Annotated in this window: 22 protein-coding genes; 12 read left to right on the top strand and 10 right to left on the bottom strand. The window is 54.9% G+C overall.

Going from position 1 to position 23,813, the window contains the following annotated elements; translation table 11 throughout:
- Nucleotides 1-84 precede the first annotated feature (84 nt).
- Entirely contained in the window at nucleotides 85-1,452 is a 1,368-nt protein-coding gene (gene dcuC, locus ACQG19_RS06815; protein WP_246931559.1) for an anaerobic C4-dicarboxylate transporter DcuC, read from the top strand.
- A gap of 93 nt (nucleotides 1,453-1,545) precedes the next feature.
- Nucleotides 1,546-2,355, top strand: a complete 810-nt coding sequence (gene rna / locus ACQG19_RS06810; RefSeq protein ID WP_013097602.1) for a ribonuclease I — start codon at nucleotides 1,546-1,548, stop codon at nucleotides 2,353-2,355.
- On the opposite strand, the gene ACQG19_RS06805 is transcribed toward rna, so the two are convergent.
- Entirely contained in the window at nucleotides 2,349-2,966 is a 618-nt protein-coding gene (locus ACQG19_RS06805; protein WP_013097603.1) for a flavin reductase family protein, read from the bottom strand. The two genes, rna and ACQG19_RS06805, sit on opposite strands and share 7 nt — an antisense overlap.
- A 267-nt stretch (nucleotides 2,967-3,233) precedes the next feature.
- Here ACQG19_RS06805 and rnk point away from each other — a divergent pair, with 267 nt between their 5' ends.
- Nucleotides 3,234-3,644, top strand: coding sequence for a nucleoside diphosphate kinase regulator (gene rnk / locus ACQG19_RS06800; RefSeq protein WP_013097604.1), 411 nt, complete (start codon nucleotides 3,234-3,236; stop codon nucleotides 3,642-3,644).
- A gap of 107 nt (nucleotides 3,645-3,751) precedes the next feature.
- On the opposite strand, the gene ACQG19_RS06795 is transcribed toward rnk, so the two are convergent.
- Nucleotides 3,752-4,990, bottom strand: a complete 1,239-nt coding sequence (locus ACQG19_RS06795) for a zinc-dependent alcohol dehydrogenase (RefSeq protein WP_013097605.1) — start codon at nucleotides 4,988-4,990, stop codon at nucleotides 3,752-3,754.
- Nucleotides 4,991-5,170: 180 nt separating this feature from the next.
- Between ACQG19_RS06795 and uspG the strand changes: the two genes are divergently transcribed.
- Nucleotides 5,171-5,599, top strand: coding sequence for a universal stress protein UspG (gene uspG / locus ACQG19_RS06790; RefSeq protein ID WP_013097606.1), 429 nt, complete (start codon nucleotides 5,171-5,173; stop codon nucleotides 5,597-5,599).
- A 60-nt stretch (nucleotides 5,600-5,659) separates the two neighbouring features.
- Here the strand turns inward: uspG and ahpF are convergent, their stop codons facing one another.
- Nucleotides 5,660-7,225 (bottom strand): alkyl hydroperoxide reductase subunit F, encoded by a 1,566-nt coding sequence (gene ahpF, locus ACQG19_RS06785; RefSeq protein WP_029882129.1) that lies wholly within the window; start codon nucleotides 7,223-7,225, stop codon nucleotides 5,660-5,662.
- A 188-nt stretch (nucleotides 7,226-7,413) separates the two neighbouring features.
- Nucleotides 7,414-7,977 (bottom strand): alkyl hydroperoxide reductase subunit C, encoded by a 564-nt coding sequence (gene ahpC, locus ACQG19_RS06780; protein WP_008501015.1) that lies wholly within the window; start codon nucleotides 7,975-7,977, stop codon nucleotides 7,414-7,416.
- Nucleotides 7,978-8,615: 638 nt separating this feature from the next.
- Here ahpC and citR point away from each other — a divergent pair.
- From citR to ACQG19_RS06765, 3 genes are all read left to right on the top strand, one after another.
- Nucleotides 8,616-9,515 carry a DNA-binding transcriptional repressor CitR gene (citR, locus tag ACQG19_RS06775; protein WP_246931560.1) on the top strand — a complete coding sequence of 300 codons (900 nt, stop codon included), beginning with the start codon at nucleotides 8,616-8,618 and terminating at the stop codon, nucleotides 9,513-9,515.
- A 171-nt stretch (nucleotides 9,516-9,686) separates the two neighbouring features.
- A complete protein-coding gene (locus ACQG19_RS06770) occupies nucleotides 9,687-10,910 on the top strand; it encodes a phosphoadenosine phosphosulfate reductase (protein ID WP_029882127.1) in 1,224 nt (407 codons plus the stop codon).
- The gene (locus ACQG19_RS06765) at nucleotides 10,895-11,521 is read left to right on the top strand and encodes an IbrB-like domain-containing protein (RefSeq protein WP_013097610.1); all 627 of its coding nucleotides are present in this window, start codon (nucleotides 10,895-10,897) and stop codon (nucleotides 11,519-11,521) included. The genes ACQG19_RS06770 and ACQG19_RS06765 overlap by 16 nt, the downstream gene beginning before the upstream one ends.
- Here ACQG19_RS06765 and ACQG19_RS06760 read toward each other — a convergent pair whose 3' ends face one another.
- Nucleotides 11,522-12,682, bottom strand: a complete 1,161-nt coding sequence (locus ACQG19_RS06760) for a pyridoxal phosphate-dependent aminotransferase (protein ID WP_246931562.1) — start codon at nucleotides 12,680-12,682, stop codon at nucleotides 11,522-11,524.
- Nucleotides 12,683-12,804: 122 nt separating this feature from the next.
- Between ACQG19_RS06760 and ACQG19_RS06755 the strand changes: the two genes are divergently transcribed.
- Genes ACQG19_RS06755 through ACQG19_RS06745 form a run of 3 tightly spaced genes read left to right on the top strand, consistent with a single transcriptional unit; the run spans nucleotide 12,805 to nucleotide 14,644 of the window.
- Nucleotides 12,805-13,419 (top strand): methylthioribulose 1-phosphate dehydratase, encoded by a 615-nt coding sequence (locus tag ACQG19_RS06755; protein WP_013097612.1) that lies wholly within the window; start codon nucleotides 12,805-12,807, stop codon nucleotides 13,417-13,419.
- Nucleotides 13,416-14,105, top strand: coding sequence for an acireductone synthase (gene mtnC, locus ACQG19_RS06750; protein ID WP_020685649.1), 690 nt, complete (start codon nucleotides 13,416-13,418; stop codon nucleotides 14,103-14,105). Before ACQG19_RS06755 ends, mtnC begins: the two co-directional genes overlap by 4 nt.
- Nucleotides 14,102-14,644: a 1,2-dihydroxy-3-keto-5-methylthiopentene dioxygenase gene (locus tag ACQG19_RS06745; protein ID WP_246931563.1), complete on the top strand. Its 543-nt coding sequence runs from the start codon at nucleotides 14,102-14,104 to the stop codon at nucleotides 14,642-14,644. Before mtnC ends, ACQG19_RS06745 begins: the two co-directional genes overlap by 4 nt.
- Before the next feature lie 88 nt (nucleotides 14,645-14,732).
- Here ACQG19_RS06745 and ACQG19_RS06740 read toward each other — a convergent pair whose 3' ends face one another.
- The gene (locus ACQG19_RS06740) at nucleotides 14,733-14,957 is read right to left on the bottom strand and encodes a helix-turn-helix domain-containing protein (RefSeq protein ID WP_047351880.1); all 225 of its coding nucleotides are present in this window, start codon (nucleotides 14,955-14,957) and stop codon (nucleotides 14,733-14,735) included.
- A gap of 105 nt (nucleotides 14,958-15,062) precedes the next feature.
- On the opposite strand from ACQG19_RS06740, the gene ACQG19_RS06735 reads away from it, so the two are divergent.
- A complete protein-coding gene (locus ACQG19_RS06735; protein WP_058650492.1) occupies nucleotides 15,063-15,329 on the top strand; it encodes a helix-turn-helix domain-containing protein in 267 nt (88 codons plus the stop codon).
- A gap of 40 nt (nucleotides 15,330-15,369) precedes the next feature.
- On the opposite strand, the gene ACQG19_RS06730 is transcribed toward ACQG19_RS06735, so the two are convergent.
- Together ACQG19_RS06730 and mtnA are read right to left on the bottom strand one after the other, a co-directional pair.
- A complete protein-coding gene (locus tag ACQG19_RS06730; RefSeq protein WP_246931565.1) occupies nucleotides 15,370-15,849 on the bottom strand; it encodes an SRPBCC family protein in 480 nt (159 codons plus the stop codon).
- 43 nt (nucleotides 15,850-15,892) lie between these two features.
- Entirely contained in the window at nucleotides 15,893-16,909 is a 1,017-nt protein-coding gene (mtnA, locus tag ACQG19_RS06725) for an S-methyl-5-thioribose-1-phosphate isomerase (RefSeq protein WP_246931567.1), read from the bottom strand.
- Between the two features lie 104 nt (nucleotides 16,910-17,013).
- On the opposite strand from mtnA, the gene mtnK reads away from it, so the two are divergent.
- Nucleotides 17,014-18,213: an S-methyl-5-thioribose kinase gene (gene mtnK, locus ACQG19_RS06720; protein ID WP_246931569.1), complete on the top strand. Its 1,200-nt coding sequence runs from the start codon at nucleotides 17,014-17,016 to the stop codon at nucleotides 18,211-18,213.
- Nucleotides 18,214-18,243: 30 nt separating this feature from the next.
- Here mtnK and ACQG19_RS06715 read toward each other — a convergent pair whose 3' ends face one another.
- Both ACQG19_RS06715 and ACQG19_RS06710 read right to left on the bottom strand, forming a co-directional pair.
- Nucleotides 18,244-22,401: an Ig-like domain-containing protein gene (locus ACQG19_RS06715; RefSeq protein WP_246931570.1), complete on the bottom strand. Its 4,158-nt coding sequence runs from the start codon at nucleotides 22,399-22,401 to the stop codon at nucleotides 18,244-18,246.
- 131 nt (nucleotides 22,402-22,532) lie between these two features.
- Nucleotides 22,533-23,774 carry an LVIVD repeat-containing protein gene (locus ACQG19_RS06710; RefSeq protein WP_187443941.1) on the bottom strand — a complete coding sequence of 414 codons (1,242 nt, stop codon included), beginning with the start codon at nucleotides 23,772-23,774 and terminating at the stop codon, nucleotides 22,533-22,535.
- Nucleotides 23,775-23,813 lie beyond the last annotated feature (39 nt).

Below are 23,813 nucleotides of genomic sequence, written 5' to 3'. Positions count from 1 at the left end.
GACTGGCCATTAATTCGGCACATTCTCATCCTTCTTTTTTATTGATTATTTGTGCTCTCGGGCAGCAAGGATACAGGGGAAATCATGCTTACGTTTTTCGAGCTCCTTATCGGAGTCGTCGTCATTGTCGGTGTAGCACGCTACATCATTAAGGGGTATTCCGCCACGGGCGTGTTATTTGTCGGCGGCCTGGCCTTGCTGATCGTTAGCGCCCTGATGGGTCACCAGGTCTTACCCGCCAGCGCAGCCAGCACCGGGTATACCGCCACAGACATTGTTGAATACATTAAAATTCTGCTCATGAGCCGTGGTGGCGATCTGGGCATGATGATCATGATGCTGTGCGGTTTTGCCGCCTACATGACCCATATTGGTGCCAACGATATGGTCGTGAAGCTGGCCTCCAGACCGCTGCAGTACATCAACTCCCCGTATCTGCTGATGGTAGCAGCCTACTTCCTCGCCTGTCTGATGTCGCTGGCCGTGTCGTCCGCGACTGGCCTGGGGGTGTTGCTAATGGCTACCCTGTTCCCGGTGATGGTTAACGTCGGCATTAGCCGTGGTGCAGCGGCGGCTATCTGCGCCTCTCCGGCGGCCATTATTCTCACCCCTACCTCTGGCGACGTCGTACTGGCGGCGAAAGCCGCAGAAATGTCACTCATCGATTTCGCCTTTAAAACCACGCTGCCGATTTCCATTGTGGCTATCGTGGGCATGGGCATCGCGCATTTCTTCTGGCAGCGTTATCTCGATAAAAAAGAGCACATCAGCCACGAAATGATGGACGTGAATGAAATCACCACCACCGCCCCGGCGTTCTATTCCATTCTGCCGTTCACCCCTATCATCGGCGTGCTGATTTTTGACGGCAAATGGGGACCACAGCTGCACATCATTACCATTCTGGTTATCTGTATGCTGCTGGCCGCCATGCTGGAATTTATTCGCGGTTTCAACACTCAGAAGGTATTTTCTGGCCTGGAAGTGGCGTATCGCGGTATGGCCGATGCGTTTGCAGGCGTTGTGATGCTGTTGGTGGCGGCAGGCGTCTTCGCGCAGGGTCTGAGCACTATCGGCTTTATTCAGAGCCTTATCTCCATCGCCACGTCGTTCGGCTCTGCCAGCATTATCCTGATGCTGGTACTGGTGGTGCTGACCATGCTGGCAGCTATGACCACCGGTTCAGGTAACGCGCCGTTCTACGCCTTCGTTGAGATGATCCCAAAACTGGCACATTCTTCCGGTATTAACCCGGCTTACCTCTCCATTCCCATGCTTCAGGCGTCTAACCTCGGTCGTACCATTTCGCCGGTATCAGGTGTCGTAGTCGCGGTCGCCGGGATGGCAAAAATCTCGCCGTTCGAAGTGGTAAAACGCACGTCGGTCCCGGTGCTTGTGGGCCTGATCATCGTGATTATCGCAACCGAAGTGCTGGTTCCTGGCGCAGCCTGAGTAAAATGACCGATATCCAAAAAGCGCCTGCGGGCGCTTTTTGTGCTTTAATAACTTCCAGAAATCTATCGCGTTAACCCATCAGGAAATCACATGTTCAGGAAGGATATCGTTATCCCGTCTGGCGCCATGGCGCTTGCACTCTGTGTCTTCTCCGCGCAGGCGGATCCGCTCAAAGCCACGCAGTATGGCGATTTCGATCGCTACGTTCTGGCGCTTTCCTGGCAAACCGGGTTCTGCCAGAGCATGGCTGAACGTAACCGTAACGAACCCGAAGAGTGCCGTCTGCAAAAAGAGAGCAATAACAAGACCGATTATCTAACCGTACACGGATTATGGCCTGGCCTGCCAAAATCCATCGCCGCACGCGGCGTGGATGAACGCCGCTGGATGCGTTTTGGCTGCGCGACCCGCCCAATCCCGAACATGCCGGAAGCCAAAGCCAGCCGCAAATGCTCAGCCGCCGAAACCGGGCTATCACTGTCGGGTGCCGCAAAGCTGAACAGCGTCATGCCCGGTGCTGGCGGTAACTCCTGCCTGGAACGCTATGAATATGCCAAACACGGCGTCTGCTTCGGCTTTGATCCTGACGCCTATTTCGGCACCATGGTACGGATGAATCAGGAGATAAAAAACAGCGCGGTGGGTAAATTCCTGGCGGATAACTACGGTAAAACGGTAAGCCGTAAAGATTTTGATAACGCCGTGGCGAAAAGCTGGAGCAAAGACAACGTCAAAGCGTTCAAACTGACCTGCAATGGTAATCCGGCCTATCTGACCGAAATGCAGATCTCGCTTAAGGCCAGCACCATTAATAACCCGCTGTCTGCCGGCTCTTTTGCGCCACAGCCACATCCGGGTAACTGTGGCAAACAGTTTGTTATCGATAAAGTGGGTTACTGATCCACAATCGGGCGCACCATATCGAAGCGGTGTTCATCACTGATGCCATAATAGGCCGTCGGCCCACCCGCACGCAGGATGGGCTGCGCTTTCGCCGTCTGGTAGATCCCCTCTTCCAGCAGCGATTCTGCAATATGAATCCCCACCACTTCGCCCAGCACCAGCCAGGTGTCTACCGGCGTGCCGTCGGCGCCGGTCAGCTGAATACACTGCGACAGGCGGCACTCAAAGTTCACCGGACTCTCGGCCACGCGTGGCGCCTTTACAAGCTGGCTTGCCGCTGGCGTCAATCCGGAAAAAGAGAACTCGTCTTGATCGTGAGGCAGCGTAGCGGAGGTGAGATTCATCGCCTCAGCCAGATCGCGCGTGGCAAGGTTCCAGACAAACTCACCCGTTTCGTTAATATTACGCACGCTGTCTTTCCAGCCGTTGCTGGAAAAGCCAATAATCGGCGGGCGGTAGTTAAAGCAGTTAAAGAAGCTATACGGTGCCAGGTTGATCTGTCCTGCCTGGTCGCAGGAGGAGATCCAGCCAATCGGACGCGGACCAATAATGGCATTCAGCGGGTCATGCGGCAGGCCATGCCCCTGTGACGGTTGATAAAAGTACATAGCGCTCTCTTAATGAGGGTCAGACGCGAACTGCGTTTACCCACTATCCTGATTCAGAACGTTCAGCGTAACGCAATCCGCCAGAAATGCAGACTGAATAAATTTCAGCGAAAATTCATATGGCCCATGAATGTGACCTCTATCACTTCAAAGTTGCGTGCGCAGGCAGTATCATCGGGAGAGTTAAACCCTCGCTGCCAGACGGCGAGGGTTTTCTTTTGGATTGGTTTCTGCGTTACACGCAGCATTAACGACATGGAGTAAAAAATGTCCAGACCCACCATCATTATCAATGAACTTGACGCAGAACGTATTGACCGACTTCTGGAAAAACCAGAATTCGCCTCGCTCCCGGTAGCCGATGCCCTGAATGAAGAGCTCGACCGGGCGCAGATGTGTACCCCGGAGTCCATGCCGCATGACGTGGTCACCATGAACAGCCAGGTCAAATTCCGCAACCTGACAACGGGCGAAGAGTTAACCCGCACGCTGGTCTACCCGGCGCAAATGACCGACAGCAGCGCTCAGCTTTCCGTGCTGGCACCGGTCGGCGCGGCCCTGCTGGGCCTGCGTACGGGGGATACCATTCACTGGGAATTGCCGGGCGGTGCCTCGACCCATCTGGAAGTGCTGGCGTTGCTCTACCAGCCAGAAGCGGCAGGCGATTACCTGCGTTAATCCCATCTGAACAAGCGCGACCCGCGTTGCACAGAGGATGCCTGCGCATCCTCTTTCCGCAGATTCACCTGGACGTCCTATATCGTGCCGCAGGTAAGGGAACCGTCTTAAACCACCCCACCCGGAAACGCATTCACCAGCCCTTTAACCTGCTGTTCCGCCGCTTCCGGCGTTTCTGCACCGGGCACCAGAATCACCTTCCGGCACGCCTCCTCCCGTTTTTCAAAGATCCGGTAGGCGCGTTCGGCATCGTCCAGCGGCAGATAGTGGGTGACAATCTCCTCCGGCGTCAGCAACCCTTTTTCGATCAGCGGTAACAACTCGCCAAGCCAGGCGTGGACGTGGGTCTGGCCCATCTTAAAACTGAGCCCCTTATCGAAGGCATCACCAAACAGGAAGCCATGGATAAAGCCCGCATACACGCCGGGCACGCTCACCACCCCACCCCGTCGAACAGCAGCAATACACTGACGCAGCGCTTTACCGCTGCTGCCCTCAATTTTAAGGTTGCTGAGGATGGTTTCCGTGGTGCTGCCTTTGGCTTCAAACCCCACGGCATCAATGACGGCATCCACGCCGCGCTGGCCTGCGGTTTGCTCAATGATTTTTTCCGCTGCGTCGTTGTCTTCATCAAAGTTGATGGGGATAGCGCCGTAGCGCTCTGCGGCAAAACGCAGACGATACGGGTGATGGTCAACCACAAAGATCTGTTCGGCACCTAACAGCCGCGCGCAGGCGATGGTCAGTAACCCCACCGGTCCTGCACCAAAAACGGCGACGCTGGAGCCTTTTTCAATCTGGGCATTTTTCGCCGCCTGCCACGCGGTAGGCAAGATATCGGAGAGGAACAGCGCTTTATCATCGGAGAGCAGCTGAGGCACTTTGAACGGCCCGACGTTTCCTTTGGGCACCCGAACGTATTCCGCTTGTCCACCGGGCACGCCGCCATAAAGATGGCTGTAGCCAAACAGCGCGGCGGGCGCGGGAATTTGCTTTTTATTCAGCGCGGCGCCCTGCCCGGCGTTGGTGCTCTCGCAGGCCGCGTACTGCTGCAGGCGGCAAAAGAAGCAGTCACCACAGGCGATGACAAACGGGATCACCACCCGGTCGCCTTTTTGCAGCGTCTTCACTTCCCTGCCCGTCTCCACCACTTCGCCCATGAACTCGTGGCCAAAAATATCGCCGTGTTCAACTTTGGGGATCTTCCCGCGGTAGAGATGCAGATCCGATCCGCAGATCGCCGTGGCCGTTACGCGCAGGATAATATCGTCAGGTTGTTCAATAACAGGATCGGGGACATTCTCGACACGAACATGATGTGGACCGTGGTACGTGAGTGCTTTCATGCGACCTCCGAAAGGATCCGGGTAAGTATTTAAGGGTAGCGTTCCCTGACGAACTGCCCGGGATTAGCGGGCTTTTGAGATTTATCCTGGGAAAAACAGAAAAGTGCCGCAGCGCTTACAAAAACCATATTCATTTTATGGTTGAATGATTCCAGCGTTTATAAACAAGGAGAAACGGGTATGTATCAGAGAATTATTATGCCGGTTGATGTTTTTGAGATGGAGCTGAGCGACAAGGCCGTACGCCATGCGGAATTTCTGGCGCAGCAGGACGGGATTATTCATCTTCTACACGTGCTGCCGGGTTCTGCCAGCCTGAGTCTGCATCGCTTTGCCGCCGATGTACGCCGCTTTGAAGAGCATCTGCAGCATGAGGCGGAAAATCGCCTGCAAACGATGGTCGGGCACTTCACCATCGATCCTTCCCGCATTAAAACGCATGTCCGGTTTGGCAGCGTGCGCGATGCCGTTAACGAGCTGGCGAGCGAGCTGAACGCCGACGTGGTGGTTATCGGTTCACGCAATCCGTCCATTACCACGCATCTGCTGGGTTCAAACGCCTCCAGCGTTATCCGTCACACCCACATTCCGGTGATGGTCGTGAGATAAAAAAAAGAGGCCACCTTATGGTGGCCTCTCCTGGTGCAGGTGCAGTCTTACTGACTTTTATTATGCTGTTTTGGTGCGAATCAGGTAGTCGAACGCGCTCAGAGACGCTTTCGCCCCTTCACCGGTCGCGATGATGATCTGCTTGTACGGCACGGTAGTACAGTCGCCCGCTGCAAATACGCCCTTCACGCTGGTTTCACATTTGGCATCGATGATAATCTCGCCCATGCGGTTACGCTCAATGGCGCCTTCCAGCCAGGTGGTGTTTGGCAGCAGACCAATCTGCACGAAGATCCCCGAAAGCGGAACGCTGTGCACATCGCCACTGACGCGGTCGCGGTACTCCAGACCGGTGACTTTACTGCCGTCGCCCTTCACTTCCGTGGTCTGCGCATTCAGCACGATGTCGACGTTTTTCAGGCTGCGTACTTTATCCTGCAGAACCTGGTCTGCCTTCATCTCTGGTGCAAATTCCAGCAGGGTAACGTGTTCAACAATGCCCGCCAGGTCGATAGCCGCTTCGACACCGGAGTTACCACCGCCAATCACCGCCACGCGTTTGCCTTTAAACAGCGGACCATCGCAGTGCGGGCAGTAGGTCACGCCTTTGGTGCGATACTGATCTTCACCCGGCACGTTCATGTTGCGCCATTTGGCACCGGTGGCAATGATAATACTGCGGGCTTTCAGCACCGCGCCGGAAGCAGTTTCAATCTGGTGTAAGCCACCTTCGACTGCGGCAGGAACCAGCTTGCTGGCGCTCTGGCTGTCGATTACATCCACTGCGTAATCATTGACGTGCGCTTTAAGTGCGCCAGCCAGTTTCTGGCCTTCGGTCTTCGGCACAGAGATGTAGTTTTCGATATCCACGGTATCCAGCACCTGGCCGCCAAAGCGTTCGCCCATCAGACCGGTACGAATACCTTTACGTGCGGAATAGACCGCTGCCGCGGCGCCCGCCGGGCCAGAGCCGACAATCAGCACATCATACGCATCGCGCTTGTTCAGCTCTTCTGCGGCACGTTTTTCGGCGCCGGTATCCACTTTGGCCACAATTTCGGACAAGGTCATACGGCCCTGGCCAAACTCCTGCCCATTCAGGAACACTGCCGGAACCCCCATCACGTTGCGATCGGTGATTTCGTTCTGGAAAGTGCCGCCATCAATCGCGGTGTGTTTAATACGCGGGTTCAGGACTGACATCAGGTTCAGCGCCTGCACCACGTCCGGGCAGTTGTGGCAGGAGAGCGAATAGTACGTTTCAAAGGTGAAATCCCCGTCGATATCGCGGATCTGCTCCAGCAGTGCCTGCGCCTCTTTCGACGGATGCCCACCGGTCCACAGCAGAGCCAGCACCAGTGAGGTAAATTCGTGGCCCAGCGGTGAGCCGGCAAAACGCGGCCCCTGATCAGAGCCCGGGTTGGTGATCAGGAAAGATGGCTTACGCACTGCCAGATCGTTCGCTTCTTTGAAGGTCACTTTCGGTGACAGTTCGGCGATCTCCGCCAGCAGTTCCTTGATTTCTGCCGATTTAGCGCTGTCGTCCAGCGTGGCAATCAGCTCAACAGGTTTGGTCAGTTTCTCAAGGTATGCCTTGAGCTGGGTTTTCATTGTAGTGTCGAGCATTGTTCTTCCCTCTCTAAAAACGTCATCATGCAAGCTGCCTTATACGGGCGGCCTGAATGCAACTTGCATCATGGTGCTGGAATGAAATGGGCGCGGGGGGCGCCCATGGGTTGCCGGATGGCACGTCGTTTACCCGGCCTACGATACTGTAGGCCTGTGCAAGCGCAGCGCCGCCAGACTTTACAGACTTAGATCTTGCCGACCAGGTCTAAAGATGGAGCCAGCGTCGCTTCGCCTTCTTTCCATTTCGCCGGGCACACTTCGCCTGGGTGAGACGCCACGTACTGAGCTGCTTTCACTTTACGCAGCAGGTCAGATGCATCACGGCCGATACCTTCAGCGGTAACTTCGATAGCCTGGATAATGCCCTGCGGGTCAACAACGAAGGTCGCACGGTCTGCCAGGCCTTCATCTTCACGCATGTTGTCGAAGTTACGGGTCAGGGCGCCAGTCGGGTCACCGATCATCGCGTATTTGATTTTCGCGATGGTTTCAGAGCTGCTGTGCCACGCTTTGTGGGTGAAGTGGGTGTCGGTAGAGACAGAGTACACGTCTACGCCCAGCTTCTGCAGTTCATCGTAGTGATCGGCTACGTCACCCAGTTCGGTCGGGCAAACGAAAGTGAAGTCAGCCGGATAGAAGAAGAACACGCTCCAGCGGCCTTCGGTATCTTTCTCAGTGACTTCAATGAATTCGCCGTTTTTGAACGCCTGGTTTTTGAAAGGTTTAATTTTGGTGTTAATCAAAGACATCTGTACTTCCTCCGTGTTTTCGTTGAGATGTAAGGTAACGAACTTTCGCTACATGGGCTAATGCGTTTGCTTTATCAAATCAATCAGCCATACCTAACAACCCGAACAAGACAACGTTGTGAACCCAATGAATAAAAGCCCGAAAGTAAAAAGGCCGCCCTGGTGGGCGGCCCTGATACCTGAACTTTCCACAGGAACTTTCAGTGCCAGTGAGACTGGCGTTGCGTTGCGCTCTACATACCTTTATATCAAGGTCGTTACAGCCCCCCGATTACAGCACTCGTGTCGGGACAGGGCAATGGATTGAAGGGATAATCATATCTATGGCTGTGATAGGTTTTACCAAACTAAGCATTCCCCATCGCCGCTAATGCTCACGCCAGTAAAAATAAAAATGAGTGATAATTACTTGTCCATATATAAATCTGACTATTTTTATTCAGTTCTGTTTTCTATTTTAAAGGTAAAAATATCTTAACCATTATTGAAGTTCTATTTCATTAATCTACGTTCGTGATATATTAAGTTGGTTTTCAATCATAATTAAGCGAGCTAACCATCAAGGATGGTAAATGGTTACGTTCCTTCTATAGTTATCAGTGATGTGATAACGCAACGCAGCACACTCAGGATGAAACATGGCAAATCTTTACGACTTAAAAAAATTCGATCTCAATCTGCTGGTCATTTTCGAATGCATCTACCAACACCTGAGCATCAGCAAGGCAGCAGAAACGCTCTACATAACGCCTTCCGCGGTTAGTCAATCCCTGCAGCGGCTGCGTAACCAGCTGAACGATCCGCTGTTTATCCGTTCGGGAAAAGGGATCACTCCCACTACCGTCGGGGCAAATTTGCATCATCATCTTGAGCAAAACCTCAATCAGCTTGAGCAGACCATCAACATCATGCATGGCTCATCGCTCAAAAAGAATTTTGTCATCTACTGCCCACAGGTTCTGACAACTGACAATCTGCTCAACCCCATGAAGCTATTGATGCGAGAGCACAATTATGAAATAGAGCTTCATGACATGCTGCTGTCCGCGGATTCCGCAGAAGACCTGCTTGCCTACCGTAAAGCAGACTTAATTTTCTCCATTGCGCCTATCAACAATCGCTCAATGGTATGCGTTCCCTATGTTAATTACCGAATGATTCTGGTGTGCAGCCAGGATCACCCCCGTCTGCAGGAGACCGCTACCCTGGAAGAGCTGCAGAAAGAGAAGTTTACGATCTTCCTGAGCGATGAAGCGGGTGTGAAACACTATCAGTCAAAGACTGAGGAAGTGCATGCCGACAGGACAATCGGTTTTCGCTGCGACTCTCTCTTTTCAATCATAAACATGATCAGCGCATCGCATTTAGTGGGATATATCCCGGAAGTCCTGTATGAAAAATACCGTGACGTATTGCGACTGAAAAAAGTGGACGCCCCCTTCATGCTGCCACAAATGGAAGTCTTCATGGTTTATAACCGCTCAGCGCTTAACAGCTCGGTTTTCTCGAGGTTTGTTGAGCAGATTACGCAAAAATAAATCCGAATGGCTGTGATATTTACAGCCATTTCTCTCTTCAAAATATAACCCTCATTTATAGATAATAAAAAATCTGCCTTTTTTGATTTACCTGCCTTTATTTTCACTACTATTATTCTCTCTCCTGCATTGACATGAACGTCCGGTATTTATTTCCAGGAGGAGTTGCCTTTGTCAATTTATAAGCATCCACTTAATCAAAATGTCCTTGACGCTGCGACAGAGCGTATAACATGGACGCTTGAGAATCTGCCAAGGGTCTGTGTTTCATTTTCTGGCGGAAAAGATTCCACCATTATGTTCCATTTAACGGCCCGACAAGCCCGAAAAATGGGAAAGAAAATCTGTCTGTTATTTATCGACTGGGAAGCGCAGTTCACCTGTACCATTCAGCATGTGAATAACATGATCGCACAATACGCCGATGTGATTGAAAAATGCTGGTGGGTAGCGCTCCCGTTGACCACGCAAAATTCACTTTCACAGTTCCAGCCCGAATGGCAGTGCTGGGAGCCGGGTAAAAACTGGGTACGCACGCCCCCTGAAGAGGCGGTAACCGATCCAGATTACTTCTCGTTCTACCAGCCCGGCATGACCTTCGAGGCCTTTGTTCGTGAATTTTCCGACTGGTTTGCCAAAAGGCGCCCGGCAGCAATGATGATCGGCATTCGTGCCGATGAATCCTACAATCGCTTTTTGACGATCGCTAACGCACGAAAGCAGCGCTTTGCCGATGACAAACCCTGGACCACCGTCGCCCCCGGCGGGCACGCCTGGTATGTCTATCCGCTTTATGACTGGAAAACCGCCGATATCTGGACCTGGTTTGCGAAAACGGGCGGGTGCTATAACCCGCTTTACGACCTGATGTTTCAGGCTGGCGTGCCGCCGCGCTATATGCGCATCTGTGAACCCTTTGGCCCGGAGCAGCGTCAGGGATTGTGGCTCTATCATGTTGTAGAGCCCGAACGCTGGGCGGCGATGTGTGAGCGGGTAAACGGCGTGCACAGTGGCGGGGTCTACGCGGGGCAGGACAATCATTTCTATGGCCACCGCAAAATTCTGAAACCCGACGCGCTCAGCTGGCGGGAATACGCCATGCTGCTTCTCGACAGCATGCCGCACACCACCGCAGAACATTACCGCAATAAAATCGCGATCTATTTGCACTGGTATCAGAAGAGAGGCATGGCCGATATTCCCGACACCCAGGAGGGCGATATCGGCGCCAAAGATATCCCGTCCTGGCGACGCGTGTGCAAGGTATTACTCAACAATGACTACTGGTGCCGGGCGCTGTCATTCAGTCCGAACAAACCCAGGCATTACCAGCGTTACAGCGAACGGATGAAATCAAAACGCAAGGAGTGGGGGATCTTATGCAGCAGCAATTAATTAACGAGATGAAAAATTATCTTCAGTCTCTTCCCGAAGATAAACGCATTGAAGCCATTAACGCCTTTCGCCAGGCTATCCATGAAAATAGCCCTTTTCGCGAACAGCCTGTCGACTGCGTACTGTGGATCAAACAGGACGAGATTACCGCGAACGATTACAACCCCAACAACGTTGCCCCGCCGGAAAAACGGCTGCTCTGTAAATCCCTGGAGATGGACGGTTTTACCCAACCCATTGTGGTGACAGAAAGTGAGGCCCGGCATTATGAAATTGTCGACGGCTTCCATCGCCATGAAATTGGGTCCAACCGGGCGGTATTAAAACGCCAGCTTAAAGGCTATCTGCCTGTCACCTGTCTGCGTAAAGAGCGGCAGAAAAAGTTCGACCGGATAGCGGCCACCATTCGTCACAATCGGGCGCGCGGCCGCCATCAAATTAATGCGATGTCCGATATCGTCCGCGAGCTGGTGCAGCTTGGCTGGGACGACGAGAGAATCAGTCAGGAACTGGGAATGGATAGCGACGAGGTATTACGCCTCAAGCAAATCAACGGTCTGCTGGAACTCTTTGCAGACCGCCGTTACTCAGAAGCCTGGACGGTCAAATAATCAGAGCGCGTTAAGACGCTCTGCCGCCGCCAGCAGCGTCGATTCCTGTTTCGCAAAGCAGAGACGAATCAGCTTATGCGGGAAGGGATCGGCGCAAAAGACGGATAACGGGATCGCCGCCACGCCCACCTCTTTGGTCAGCCACTGGCAAAAATTGACGTCGTCCAGATCGGAAATGGCGCAGTAATCGGCCAGCAGGAAATAGGTGCCTTCACACGGCAGGATCTCCAGACGGCTCTGACTCAGGGCATTCACAAACCGATCCCGACGAGCGCGGTAAAATTCGGGCAGCTCACGGTAATGCTCAGGCTCAGCGCGCAGCATATCGGCCAGCGCCAGCTGGGCAGGCGTGTTCACCGCAAACGTCAGGTACTGGTGCACTTTACGCAACTCCGCGCTGATGACCGCCGGTGCCACGCAGTACCCCACCTTCCAGCCGGTCATATGATAGGTTTTACCGAATGACGACACCGCCACAGCGCGCTCGCGAAGCTGCGGATGGGCCAGCACGCTGACATGCCCTTCCCCGGCAAAGCAGATGTGCTCATACACTTCGTCGCTAAGAACATAAATTTCACGTTCCGCAATGGCCTGCCACAGCGCGGCGAAATCGCTCTTCTGCCACACCGTCGCCGACGGGTTGTGTGGTGTATTCAGAATGACCAGCCGGGTGTTGTCGCTCAGCAGCGCAGCAAACGCCTGCCAGTCGGGGCGAAAATGCGGCGGCTGTAATGCCACGCGCTTCACCACGCCGCCGGACAGTTCGATGGCAGGCGCATAGCTGTCGTAGCTTGGGTCAAAGCAGATAACCTCATCGCCCGCGCGAACCAGCGCGGTGATGGCCGCATACAGCGCTTCAGTCGCACCTGCCGTCACCGTAATGTCGCTGTTGGCATCCGGTTGATAGCCATAGCATTCCGCCGTTTTATCCGCAATGGCGTCACGCAATGCCTGCACACCGGTCATCGGCGCATACTGATTCGCCCCCTGGGCAACGTGCCAGGCCAGACGCTCCTGCAAATAGCCTGGACCATCAAAATCCGGGAACCCCTGCGAGAGGTTAATGGCGTTGTGCTTCTGGGCCAGAGCGCTCATCTGCGTAAAGATAGTGGTGCCCAGGTTGGGAAGTTTGCTTTGCGGAATCAATGCGTTATTGCTCATTGTGGGGTGCCTGCTTGTAATACTTATGTTGCTGCCACTATAACACGATGTTAGTCTTTGGCAATCAAGACGCTTAGACGTCTAAACAATATGAATATTCCTGACCGAGAGGGTAAAAGGAAATGACAGACAACCTGCAACTCACGCAACTGGTCGAAGCCTGCCGCTGGATTGGCGCCAAAGGCTGGGCCCCCGCCACCGGCGGTAACATGTCGGTACGTCAGGATGAAAACCTGTGCTGGCTCAGTGAATCCGGCAAAGACAAAGGCAGCCTCACGCCGGATGATTTTCTGCAGGTGGAGATCGCCACCAATCGCGCCCCCTCTGGCCGTAAACCTTCGGCCGAAACCGGGTTACACACGCTTATCTATCGCCTGTTCCCGGAGGCCAACGCCGTACTGCACGTCCACACGGTGAACGCCACGGTGCTCTCGCGGCTGGTGAAAGAGGCGGAGTTGCACATCAGCGGCTTTGAAATGCAAAAATCCCTCACCGGGCAGACCACGCATCTGGCTACGGTTGCCATTCCGGTATTCGATAACGACCAGGATATAGACGCCCTCGCTTCGCGAATCGCCCATTACGCGCAGGAGCGCCCGCTTAATTATGGTTTTCTTCTGCGCGGCCATGGCTTAACCTGCTGGGGACGTGATGTGGCCGAAGCCCGCCGTCATCTGGAAGGATTAGAATTCTTATTTGAATGCGAAATGCGTTTACGACAACTGGAGAAGATATGATTCGCGCGATTGTGACGGATATTGAGGGAACCACCAGCGATATCCGTTTTGTCCATGATGTTTTGTTCCCTTATGCGCGTGAGCGTCTGGCGGCCTTCGTCACCGCCCAGCAGTACGCAGAGCCGGTCAAATCGATTCTGGACAACCTGCGCGATGAAATCGACACTCCGCACGCCAGCGTCAGCGATCTTATCGAGACCCTCTTCACCTTTATGGATGAAGACCGTAAATCGACGGCGCTGAAGGCCCTGCAGGGAATTATCTGGCACGACGGTTACGTCAACGGCGACTTTACCGGCCATCTCTACCCGGACGTGCTGCCGGCGCTGGAAAAATGGAAAGCGCAAGGCATTGATCTCTATGTTTATTCTTCTGGTTCCGTCGCTGCGCAGAAACTGTTATTTGGCTACAGCGATGAAGGTGATATTACTCATCTGTTCAGCGGCTACTTTGATACCCATATTGGTGCCAAGCGTGAGGTGCAGTCTTATCAGAATATTGCGGCGCAGACGGGCATTGCCCCGTCGCAGATCCTGTTCCTGTCGGATATCCATCAGGAGCTGGACGCTGCTGAACAGGCCGGTTTTCGCACCCTGCAGCTGATTCGCGGTGATGATGACGGTGCAAGCCACCATCATCAGGTTCACCAGTTCGACGAGATTAACCCGGAGCAGATCCCTTCATGAGCGCATTAACCATTTATTCCGATAAAGACGCCAGTAAGCACTTGTGGCACAGCACCGACGCCGCCGAGATCGCCCAACAGCTCAACGCCAAAGGTGTGCGTTTTGAACGCTGGGCGGCTGACCGTGATTTAGGGCGCGACCCTGCCCCAGAAGTGTTCATTGACGCTTATCAGCATGCCATCGACAAGCTGGTCGCGGAGAAAGGCTATCAGAGCTGGGATGTGATCAGCCTGCGCGCCGACAACCCGCAAAAAGAAGCGCTGCGCGCTAAATTCCTCAACGAGCACACCCACGGCGAAGATGAAGTGCGCTTTTTCGTGGAAGGCGCGGGATTGTTCTGCCTGCACATTGACGATGAGGTGTATCAGGTGCTGTGCGAGAAAAACGACCTGATTTCGGTACCGGCGGGCACACCACACTGGTTTGATATGGGCTCAGAGCCAAACTTTACGGCCATCCGTATATTCGATAATCCGGAGGGCTGGGTGGCGCAGTTTACCGGTGATGCGATTGCGGAAGCGTATCCGCGTCTGGCATAGGTGAAAATTGCTCCCTCTCCCTGTGGGAGAGGGCTGGGGTGAGGGGGAACATACCACTCTGGTGGTCATTCCCGCAGTCAGACATTAGTTAAATGCTGGCAATAATCCTCTGCACATCTGCCCCAACCAATTTTGCCAAATGCACAAACTCCACCACATCTAACCTGCGTTCACCACTTTCCACTTTAGCGATAAACGACTGCGGTTTCCCCAGCGCCTCCGCAAGCTGCGTCTGAGTAATCCCTTTCTCTTTACGCGCTTTCTTCAACGCATTGATAACTCGCTGGTATTCATCTGAATAAACTGAGGCCATTGTTCCGATTCCATACAAATATCCTGAAATCGAATATCCTCCCATTGCGTTTTTATCCCAAAACGGGATAATTGAGCCCGTAACGAACTTACGTAAGGAGGACACATGCGTGATAAAAACTGGCATCCTGCCGATATCGTTGCCGCGCTAAAGAAACACGGAACAAGCCTGGCAGCCTTGTCACGTAAGGCTGGACTATCATCATCTACACTGGCAAATGCGCTTTCCCGGCCATGGCCTAAAGGGGAATGGCTAATCGCTCAGGCGCTCAACATCTCGCCTGAAGTGATATGGCCGGAAAGATATTTTGATGAAAAGGGGACACCCATTTTTCGTCAAAGAAGGGCGACAAGAAAACGCCCCCATCTTTAACACTATCACCGTATACTCCCCCTCACCCCAACCCTCTCCCTCAAGGGAGAGGGGGTCTGAGAGACTTCACATACCCCACCAGCTGATCCAGCACGATCCCCCAGCCTTCATGGAAGCCCATCTGTTCATGCTGCTCACGGATTTCTTTCGTGGGATGGCGCGCAACCGCCGTATAGCGGGTTTTGCCCTCCCCAAGATCCTCCAGCAACAAAATCGCCGTCATAAACGGCTTTTCGGCTGGTTTCCACCCTTCGGTATAGCCGTCGGTAAAGACCAGCTTTTTACCGGGATCGATTTCCAGGAAAACACCTTTATTGTCCATTTTTTGCCCGTCCACGTCGAAAACGGTATTGAACCGTCCACCCACGCGCAGGTCGAGGTCGCATTCGGTCACTTTATGGGGGGCAGGAATAAAGAAGTTTTTGATGTGCTCTGGCGTTGTCCAGCAGAGCCACAGCAGGTCGCGCGGTGCATCCACCACGCGTTCCAGTTTTAAGTCTGTTTCGGGATCGAGCGTCACGATGTTGTCCTCTCAGGGGAACCCCTTACAAGGATAGCCGGACTCAGGCGAATTTCCCCTTTGCTACCGCTTCCGGCGTGACCACGCCCGTATCCAGTACCCAGCCGCTTATCAGCGAGGCTGGGGTGACGTCAAACGCCGGGTTGTAAACCTGCGCATTTTCCGGTGCCCACTGTACCGCGCCGAAGCTTCCCGCCACGCCCGTCACTTCACTGGCCGCGCGCTGCTCAATCGGGATCGCCTCACCGTTCGGGCAGGCCGGATCGAGGGTGGTTTGCGGGGCGGCGACATAAAACGGAATGCCGTGAAATTTCGCCAGCACCGCCAGGGAATAGGTGCCGATTTTGTTCGCCACATCGCCGTTGGCGGCAATACGATCTGCCCCCACCCACACGGCATCCACCTCCCCTTTTGCCATCAGACTGGCGGCCATGGCGTCGGTAATCAGCTGATACGGCACGCCCAGCTCGCCGAGCTCCCACGCGGTCAGCCTGCCGCCCTGCAGCAGCGGACGGGTTTCATCCACCCAGACGTTGCTGACGTTGCCCTCCTCATGTGCGCGAGCAATAACACCCAGCGCAGTGCCGACGCCTGCGGTTGCCAGACCGCCAGTGTTACAGTGGGTCAGCAGGCGGCTACCGGGCTTCACCAGCGCGCTGCCCGCTGTCGCAATGGCGTCACAAAGCTGCCTGTCTTCGTCAATCAGTCGCAGAGCTTCCGTCACCAGCGCCGGAACGAAATCTTCCTGCCAGAGCGCCTGCTTCATGCGGTCGAGATTGTTCATCAGGTTGACCGCCGTCGGGCGGGCAGCGCGCAGCGTTTCCAGCGCCAGCGCCAGCTCGTCGCGGCTTTTCCCCGTTTCCGCCAGCAGCGCCAGCAGCAGACTTGCAGAGAGACCAATCAGCGGCGCACCGCGCACCCTAAGGGCGTGAATATGCCCCACCAGCGCCTCGACCGTTGAGGCGTCAAGCCAGCGTTTCTCCTGCGGAAGGGCCTGTTGGTCGAGAATAAAGAGCTGATTATCCGCCACCCGCAGGCTGGTCGTCTGTAATGTCTGCATGTCGTTAATTCCCTGTTGCGTTGTTGTAGCACATTGTGTCAGGATGAAATCCAGATGTATAGACGTCTAAATGTCTTTATTCGCAAATCAGTGAGGAGCAGGCAATGTCGCAATACCGTACCTTTACCGCCCAGGACGCCGTGGAGTATGCCAGGCAGTTTGGCGGCCTTGATAATCCATCATCACTGGTAGAGGCGCAGGAAGTAGGCGACGGCAACCTCAATCTGGTCTTCAAAATTTTCGATGCTCAGGGCGTGAGCCGCATCATCGTAAAACAGGCGCTGCCATACGTTCGCTGCGTCGGTGAGTCCTGGCCGCTGACGCTGGACCGCGCCCGTCTTGAGGCGCAAACGCTGCTGGAGCATTACAAGCACAGCCCGCAGCATACCGTGAAAATTCATCATTTTGACCCGGAACTGGCGATCATGGTGATGGAAGATCTCTCCGACCATCGCATCTGGCGCGGGGAGCTGATTAAGAATAACGCCTACCCGCAGGCTGCGCGTCAACTGGGGGAGTACCTGGCGCACACGCTGTTCCACACCAGCGATTTTTACCTGCACCCGCACCAGAAAAAAGCGCAGGTTGCCCAGTTCATTAACCCGGAGATGTGCGAGATCACTGAAGATCTGTTCTTTAACGATCCGTACCAGATCCACGAGCGCAACAACTATCCGGCTGAGCTGGAAAACGATGTCGCCGCCCTGCGCGATGACGCCCAGTTGAAAATTGCCGTGGCCTCCCTGAAGCATCGCTTCTTCTCCCACGCCGAAGCGCTATTGCACGGGGATATCCACAGCGGATCGATTTTCGTGGCCGAGGGTAGCCTGAAAGCGATCGACGCCGAATTCGGTTACTTTGGCCCGATTGGGTTTGACGTGGGTACCGCCATCGGCAACCTGCTGCTGAATTTCTGTGGCCTGCCGGGGCATTTAGGCATCCGCGATGCCGCTGCCGCCCGGGAACAGCGTCTGATCGACATTCAGGCGTTATGGAATACCTTTGCGGAGCGCTTCCAGGCGCTGGCGCACGAGAAAACCCGGGATGCCGCGCTGAGTGCGCCGGGCTATGCCTCTGAATTTTTGAAAAAGGTCTGGCGAGATACCATTGGTTTCTGCGGAACGGAGCTGATCCGCCGCAGTGTGGGGCTGTCTCACGTCGCGGACATCGATACCATTCAGGACGACGCGATGCGCCACGAATGTCTGCGCCACGCCATCACGCTGGGTAAAGCGCTGATTGTGATTGCCGATCGCATCGACAGCGTGGAAGAGCTGGTGGCAAGAGTGCGCCAGTACAGTTAAAAAAAACCTCCCTTTCGGGAGGTTTTTGCATCAGTTTTTGGTGAGCGTGGTGGTCACGGTGTAATCGAGAGACCACGATGAATGCCAGTCTTTACCGGCAAACTTGATATCCCCACGGTAAACCCCGCTCGGGAGATCCGGGTTATCGGCCTCAACATACTTAAGGCTGGCGCTATAGCCTGTGGTTTCCCAACTGCTACACAGAACCGCCACATTGAACGGACGGGTGGAGCAATCCGATCTGCGCTGCGCGCGTATCTTCACGTCATGGGTATTGCCTTGTTCATCCTTCATCGGCACGACAAGCGTGCTGTAACCTTCGGCGGTCCATACCAGGGACGTCGGCCCCTGCGTACTTCCCGTTGCCACAAACCCAAGCGAAGGGAAGCCAAATATTGCGCCCGTACTGAATGCGCTTGTCGAACCGGTGACGCTCCACATGGCTGAATAGCTGGCAATAAACACAACCGTTTGATCGGTTTTAGTGGTGTTATTACTCTCTGCACTCACCTTTGCCGTACCGGTATCCGGGCCACTCAGCTTCACGGTCGCCACGCCGCTGCCATTGGTCACACTGGTTTGCGCTGAAAGGGTATTAAGCGTGGTGTTCCAGTTGACCGTCGCATTTTTGACGGCATTACCGTTTACGTCTTTCACCACTGCGGTGTAGGTAATGCGGTCGGTGTTGACTACCGCGTGGTCAGAACTGGCCTTGAGGCTCTCAACCCTGGCGGTAGTCGCATCGCCAATAAATGTTACCGGCTCCGCGTTTATCGCCGCCGTTGAACCGACAACTGTTGCGCTAACCGTTGCCGTTCCGGCCGTTGTCGTTGACGCCGTTACAACCGCCTGACCCGCTTCGTTGGTTTTTGTGCTGGCGCTGGCAAGCTTCACGCTGCTGTTATCTACACGCCACGCCACATCCACACCGCTAAGCGGGTTATGGTTGGCGTCTTCGACGGTGGCGGTCCAGCGTATGGTCGCGTTCCCGTCAGCCACCGCCTCTTTTTTATCCGCACTCAGGCTCGTAAATTGCGCTGTCGCCGGATTACCGGTCACGGAGAGAGTAAGCGTCTGACCGCTACCATTCACCGTCGCGGTAACCGTCATGTTGCCCGCTTTGCGCGATGAGAAGCGCGTTTCAGCCTGCCCTTGCGCATTGGTCATTGCTGAAACGGGCGTCAGGGTCACATCAGCCGCATCACTGCTGCTCCAGTTAACGGCAACGCCTGGTACAGGGTTCTGATGGCTATCCACCACGGTTGCGGTTAACAGTACGGTATCGCTGTCAGCCACAATGCCGGTCGTTTTATCCGCCGTGAGGGTAGCCAGCTTTGCCGTGGTGGTGTCACCGGTGAAGGTCAGTTTTGTCACGCGTAACGTGTTACTGCCGAACGTGGCCTGAAGAGAATATTCCCCCGCGGTTTCAGAACGTAAGGTCACGCTCGCCTCACCCGATGCATTCGTCACGCTGCTCGTATCGGACAACGTCGCGCCGGAAGGGCTCACCGCCCAGCCAACCTTCGCTCCGTCAACCGGGTTATCATTGGCATCCACAACGGTAGTGCGCACGGTGATACCGTCGGTGCCATTGGCCACCGCCGTCACGCTGTCGGCGGCCATCTCCGTCATTTTCGCGGTCGTGAGATCGGCCGTGAAGGTTGCGCTGTCAGCACGAACGGGTGCGCTTTCAGCGGTCTGAGCCGTGATGACAACGCTGCCTGATTTCAGCGAGGTAACCACCAGCGAGGCATTGCCCTGCGCATCCGTCCGCGTACTGCTGGCGGCGAGCTTAACGTCTGGGTTATCTGCCGACCAGTTAACCTCTACGCCCGAAATGGCGTTACCCTGCAGATCGCGCACCTGCGCCGTCCAGGTAATACTGTCGCTGCCGTTGGCCACGGCCTGTTGCTTATCGGCCACCACGGCGGCGATACGCTGCGTGCTGGTGTCAGCGACAAACGTTACGGCTTCCGCTTTCACCGCATTCTGCTGGTTTACATCAGCATAAACCCAGGCAACGCCCGTTTTTGCTGACGACAGCGACAGCGTTGCGTTTCCGGCAGCGTCGGTAACCGAGGTTTTGCTTCCTGCGGTCGTGCCATCTTCCCGCTTCACCGTCCAGTTAACCGTCACGCCTTCAAGCGGATGATTGCTGTTATCTGCGACCTGCGCGGTATACGTTACGCTGTCGCTGTTATTGGCAACAATGCGGGTTTTATCGACATTGACCGATCTCACCTGTGCGCTGGCGCTGTCCGCAACAAATTTTAGCGTCGGGGTAGAGAGCGGGTTACCGTCCGCCAGTTGCGCACTCACTGTCGTCGCAACCACGTCACGGCTAATGAGCTGAATGCTGGCCTGCCCTTGTTCATTGGTGAGGGTGCGTTCAGCAGACAGCTGAACCGCAGCGTTATCCGCTGTCCATTTCACCTCTTGCCCCGAAACGGGATTGCCGGACCGATCGACAACGCTTGCCACTACGACAATTGGCGTTACGCCGTCTGCCGGTGCGCTTACGGTCGACGGACTGAGTGATGCAAGTTCCACAACCTCGGACACCGCCTCTTCAGTCACAGAGGCGGTAGCAAGCTTAATATTGCCGTCGATGAACGTCTGAATGGTGAGGGTGGCAGGCGCGGTTCCGCTGATAAGCGTTGCGCTGTATACGCCGCTGCTCGTTTCGCGAAACGCGCTTATTTGCGGTGCGACAGGCGCCGCGGTGCCTGTAACGGCATTTTTCAGGGTGATCGATGCGCCAAGACGCTCCGATAACCCGGTTGCAGCCTCGCCGGATGCGGTTTTTAGCGCCAATGTTAATACCGACTGACTGGTGCCATCCGCCGGTAAGCGGGACGGAGACGCCGTCAGGCTGGGCTGCAGCGTGGTTACGTCCATTCCGTTTACGTTCACCGTCATCCGCGCGGTATCAGAAGCGTTACCGTGCTTATCCCAGGCCGTTGCGGTTAACGTATACGCGTTGGAACCGCCATTTTTCCAGGCTGGAAGCGTAATCACCACCTGGGCCGGATCGGCACCCGGTGTGATTTTGCCGCCGTTACGTATCAAATTGTCACCCTGCCAGTCGATGCGTTCGAGCCCGTATTTCGTTTTAACCTTCGCGGTTACGGTCTGGCGGGCATTTTCATTCCCGGCAATGTTTTCTGGCAGTGCGAGCGAAATCAGCTCCTGCTTACGGTAATCCAGGACAATATTGTTATTACGATCGACCAGCTCCTGACGTGACCCCAGCAGCGTACGGCGTGCCCCCACCTGGTCCGCATCAAGCTGCGTGCGCAGCGGCACGCCCGGCGCCCAGTTGACCGCAAGGTTAAACTGCGTATCCGATGCCTCGCCCTTACCCATTTTTTGGTTTACGCCCAGGGTAACCAGTGGAACGGGCGTGTAGCTCAGTCCAACGGTTACGGCGTAAGGATCTTTCTGACGATCGTCCTCATCGTCACCGAAAAGCCCGACGTGCTGACCATAGTATTGTTCGTAGACGAGGTTCGCCCCAAGCTGCGGATACGCGGGGAGATACCCGGTTGCACGCAGGTCAAAGCCGTTCGCCACGCGCTCGTCATAATCGCGATAGCGGGACGAAGACATCCAGTCGCTTAAACGGTAGTAGCCGTTGGCTGAAAGACGCAGATAGTCCCAGCCTAGCTCGGCTCCAACACCAAGGCGCTGATGCTGATTCGCCGAAACCTGGCGATCGTAAAAGGTATTCACGCCCCACATCCATGCGGTATTAAATTCACGGTAGCCAAACCCGACATTAACGATATTTCTGTCGTCGTGACGACGGCCACCCAATTGGGTGAACAGCAGCGACGTTTTTTGCTCGTATAAAGGGATAAGCAGATCTAACTCCGCGTCCTGAATGGAAAAATGCTCATCAGTACCGATATTCAGACGCGTGGTACCAAATTGATTTAACCAGGACTCAATTTCCTGCGTGGCGGTATTTGTTGCCTGGGACGTAATTGCGCTGGCGACAGAACGGCCACTGCCGCTCTCCAGCAGTGACCCCGCCTGCACGGCGGTTTGTGCCACTACCCGCTCTGTGGTTTGCGGCTCGGCTACCTTATCCTGCGCGGCGACGGGCGTCGCGCCCAGCGAAAATAATGACGACGGAAGGAGTTGCAGTGCTATTTGCAACCAGGCTGCACATTTTTTCAGGCTCATTAAATTCATCCTTGAATAAAAAAGAGCCATAGTACGTATCAGGACTTAAAGATAAAGTCGGCGCGTTTATTTTAAGAATCTATAAATATAAGCATTCACCTAATAAATATATTTCAGTTCCCCATTCCCTTTCAGCCCCAATATTCAATCACCGACAACCCGCCGTTATAATCCGTGCTGTAAATAATTCCCTGCGCATCCACAAAAACATCACACGACTGGATCACCTGCGGGCGATTCGGGCGTGTATCCATCATCCTTTCAGGTGCAGCAGGTACCAGCGCCCCCGTTTCCACCGGGCGGTAGGGATTCGAAATGTCATACGCACGCACCCCTGCATTCTGAAAGGTGGCGAAGATCAGCGTGGAACTGACAAAGCTTCCCGGCCGGTTCTCGTGCAGATTATGCGGGCCGAAATGCGCGCCTTTCGCCACGTAGTCTCTTTCATCCGGCTGCGGGAAGGTGGAGATACTTACCGGGTTCGACGGCTCGCGGATATCAAACAGCCAGATGAGCTTCTCGCCGTCCTCCTGGTTGTCGAGCACCGCTTCGTCGAGCACCACCAGCAGATCGCGGTCCGGCAGCGGCAGCGCGGTATGCGTTCCGCCACCAAACGGCGGGCTCCAGTTGCGGTGGCTAATCAGCTTCGGCTGAGTGCGATCTTTCACATCCAGCAGCGTTAAACCACCGTCACGCCAGCTGCCGTATGCCGTATCCCCGGCGATAATGGCATGATGCAGCGCGTAGCGTTTGCCTTCCGGCCACTCTGGCCGTTCACCTGCGGCCTGATTCATGCCCGGCAACCACCAGCGCCCTGCCACTTCGGGCTTACGCGGATCGGCCAGGTCGATGGTCAGGAAGATATAGTCGGTAAAGCCGTCGATCAGCGCCGACACATAGGCCCAGCGACCGCCGACGTACCAGATGCGGTGGATACCAATGCCATTTAACGACAGAAAACCGATTTCACGCGGCCTGTCCGGCGTGGAGATATCAAACACGCGCAGCCCGGCGCTCCAGCCTTTGTCCTGCACGTCGCTGACGGTCTCCCCCACCTGACGGGTGTAGTAGACCTTTTCATCGGCGAAGCGGGCATCGGCAAACAGATCCCGGGCGTTAATCACCAGCAGTAAATCGTCGTGTGCCTGCAAATGCACATTCCAGGTGCCGGGCGGCGCAGGTACATAACCCGCCGCTTTCGGGTTTTTCGGGTCGCGCACGTCAACAATCGAAAAGCCCTGCGACACCATATGGCCAATATACGCATAACCGCGGTGCACCATCAGCTGCACGCCGTCCGGGCGACCGCCCTGGTCGCTATGGCCAATCAGCCGCATATTGCGGCTGTATTCAGGGGTGGGTAATGTTGTCACCTTTAGCTCCTTTCGCCGGGTGGCGGCAGCGCCTTACCG

This window comes from Enterobacter cloacae complex sp. 277I4, assembly GCF_050031465.1.
Classification (GTDB): domain Bacteria; phylum Pseudomonadota; class Gammaproteobacteria; order Enterobacterales; family Enterobacteriaceae; genus Enterobacter; species Enterobacter cloacae.
The sequence above is the reverse complement of the archived record's forward strand: the minus strand, read 5'-3'. Positions and strand labels throughout refer to the sequence as shown.

Bases quoted from the DNA above. Each gene is read 5' to 3' on its own strand.
- ACQG19_RS06735 (WP_058650492.1), top strand. From the start codon at position 15,063: ATGCGTGATAAAAACTGGCATCCTGCCGATATCGTTGCCGCGCTAAAG.
- ACQG19_RS06715 (WP_246931570.1), bottom strand. From the start codon at position 22,401: ATGAGCCTGAAAAAATGTGCAGCCTGGTTGCAAATAGCACTGCAACTC.
- citR (WP_246931560.1), top strand. From the start codon at position 8,616: ATGGCAAATCTTTACGACTTAAAAAAATTCGATCTCAATCTGCTGGTC.
- ACQG19_RS06745 (WP_246931563.1), top strand. From the start codon at position 14,102: ATGAGCGCATTAACCATTTATTCCGATAAAGACGCCAGTAAGCACTTG.
- ACQG19_RS06765 (WP_013097610.1), top strand. From the start codon at position 10,895: ATGCAGCAGCAATTAATTAACGAGATGAAAAATTATCTTCAGTCTCTT.
- ACQG19_RS06740 (WP_047351880.1), bottom strand. From the start codon at position 14,957: ATGGCCTCAGTTTATTCAGATGAATACCAGCGAGTTATCAATGCGTTG.
- ACQG19_RS06755 (WP_013097612.1), top strand. From the start codon at position 12,805: ATGACAGACAACCTGCAACTCACGCAACTGGTCGAAGCCTGCCGCTGG.
- rna (WP_013097602.1), top strand. From the start codon at position 1,546: ATGTTCAGGAAGGATATCGTTATCCCGTCTGGCGCCATGGCGCTTGCA.
- ahpF (WP_029882129.1), bottom strand. From the start codon at position 7,225: ATGCTCGACACTACAATGAAAACCCAGCTCAAGGCATACCTTGAGAAA.
- ACQG19_RS06795 (WP_013097605.1), bottom strand. From the start codon at position 4,990: ATGAAAGCACTCACGTACCACGGTCCACATCATGTTCGTGTCGAGAAT.
- mtnC (WP_020685649.1), top strand. From the start codon at position 13,416: ATGATTCGCGCGATTGTGACGGATATTGAGGGAACCACCAGCGATATC.
- ACQG19_RS06805 (WP_013097603.1), bottom strand. From the start codon at position 2,966: ATGTACTTTTATCAACCGTCACAGGGGCATGGCCTGCCGCATGACCCG.
- mtnA (WP_246931567.1), bottom strand. From the start codon at position 16,909: ATGCAGACATTACAGACGACCAGCCTGCGGGTGGCGGATAATCAGCTC.
- mtnK (WP_246931569.1), top strand. From the start codon at position 17,014: ATGTCGCAATACCGTACCTTTACCGCCCAGGACGCCGTGGAGTATGCC.
- ahpC (WP_008501015.1), bottom strand. From the start codon at position 7,977: ATGTCTTTGATTAACACCAAAATTAAACCTTTCAAAAACCAGGCGTTC.
- dcuC (WP_246931559.1), top strand. From the start codon at position 85: ATGCTTACGTTTTTCGAGCTCCTTATCGGAGTCGTCGTCATTGTCGGT.
- ACQG19_RS06760 (WP_246931562.1), bottom strand. From the start codon at position 12,682: ATGAGCAATAACGCATTGATTCCGCAAAGCAAACTTCCCAACCTGGGC.
- uspG (WP_013097606.1), top strand. From the start codon at position 5,171: ATGTATCAGAGAATTATTATGCCGGTTGATGTTTTTGAGATGGAGCTG.
- rnk (WP_013097604.1), top strand. From the start codon at position 3,234: ATGTCCAGACCCACCATCATTATCAATGAACTTGACGCAGAACGTATT.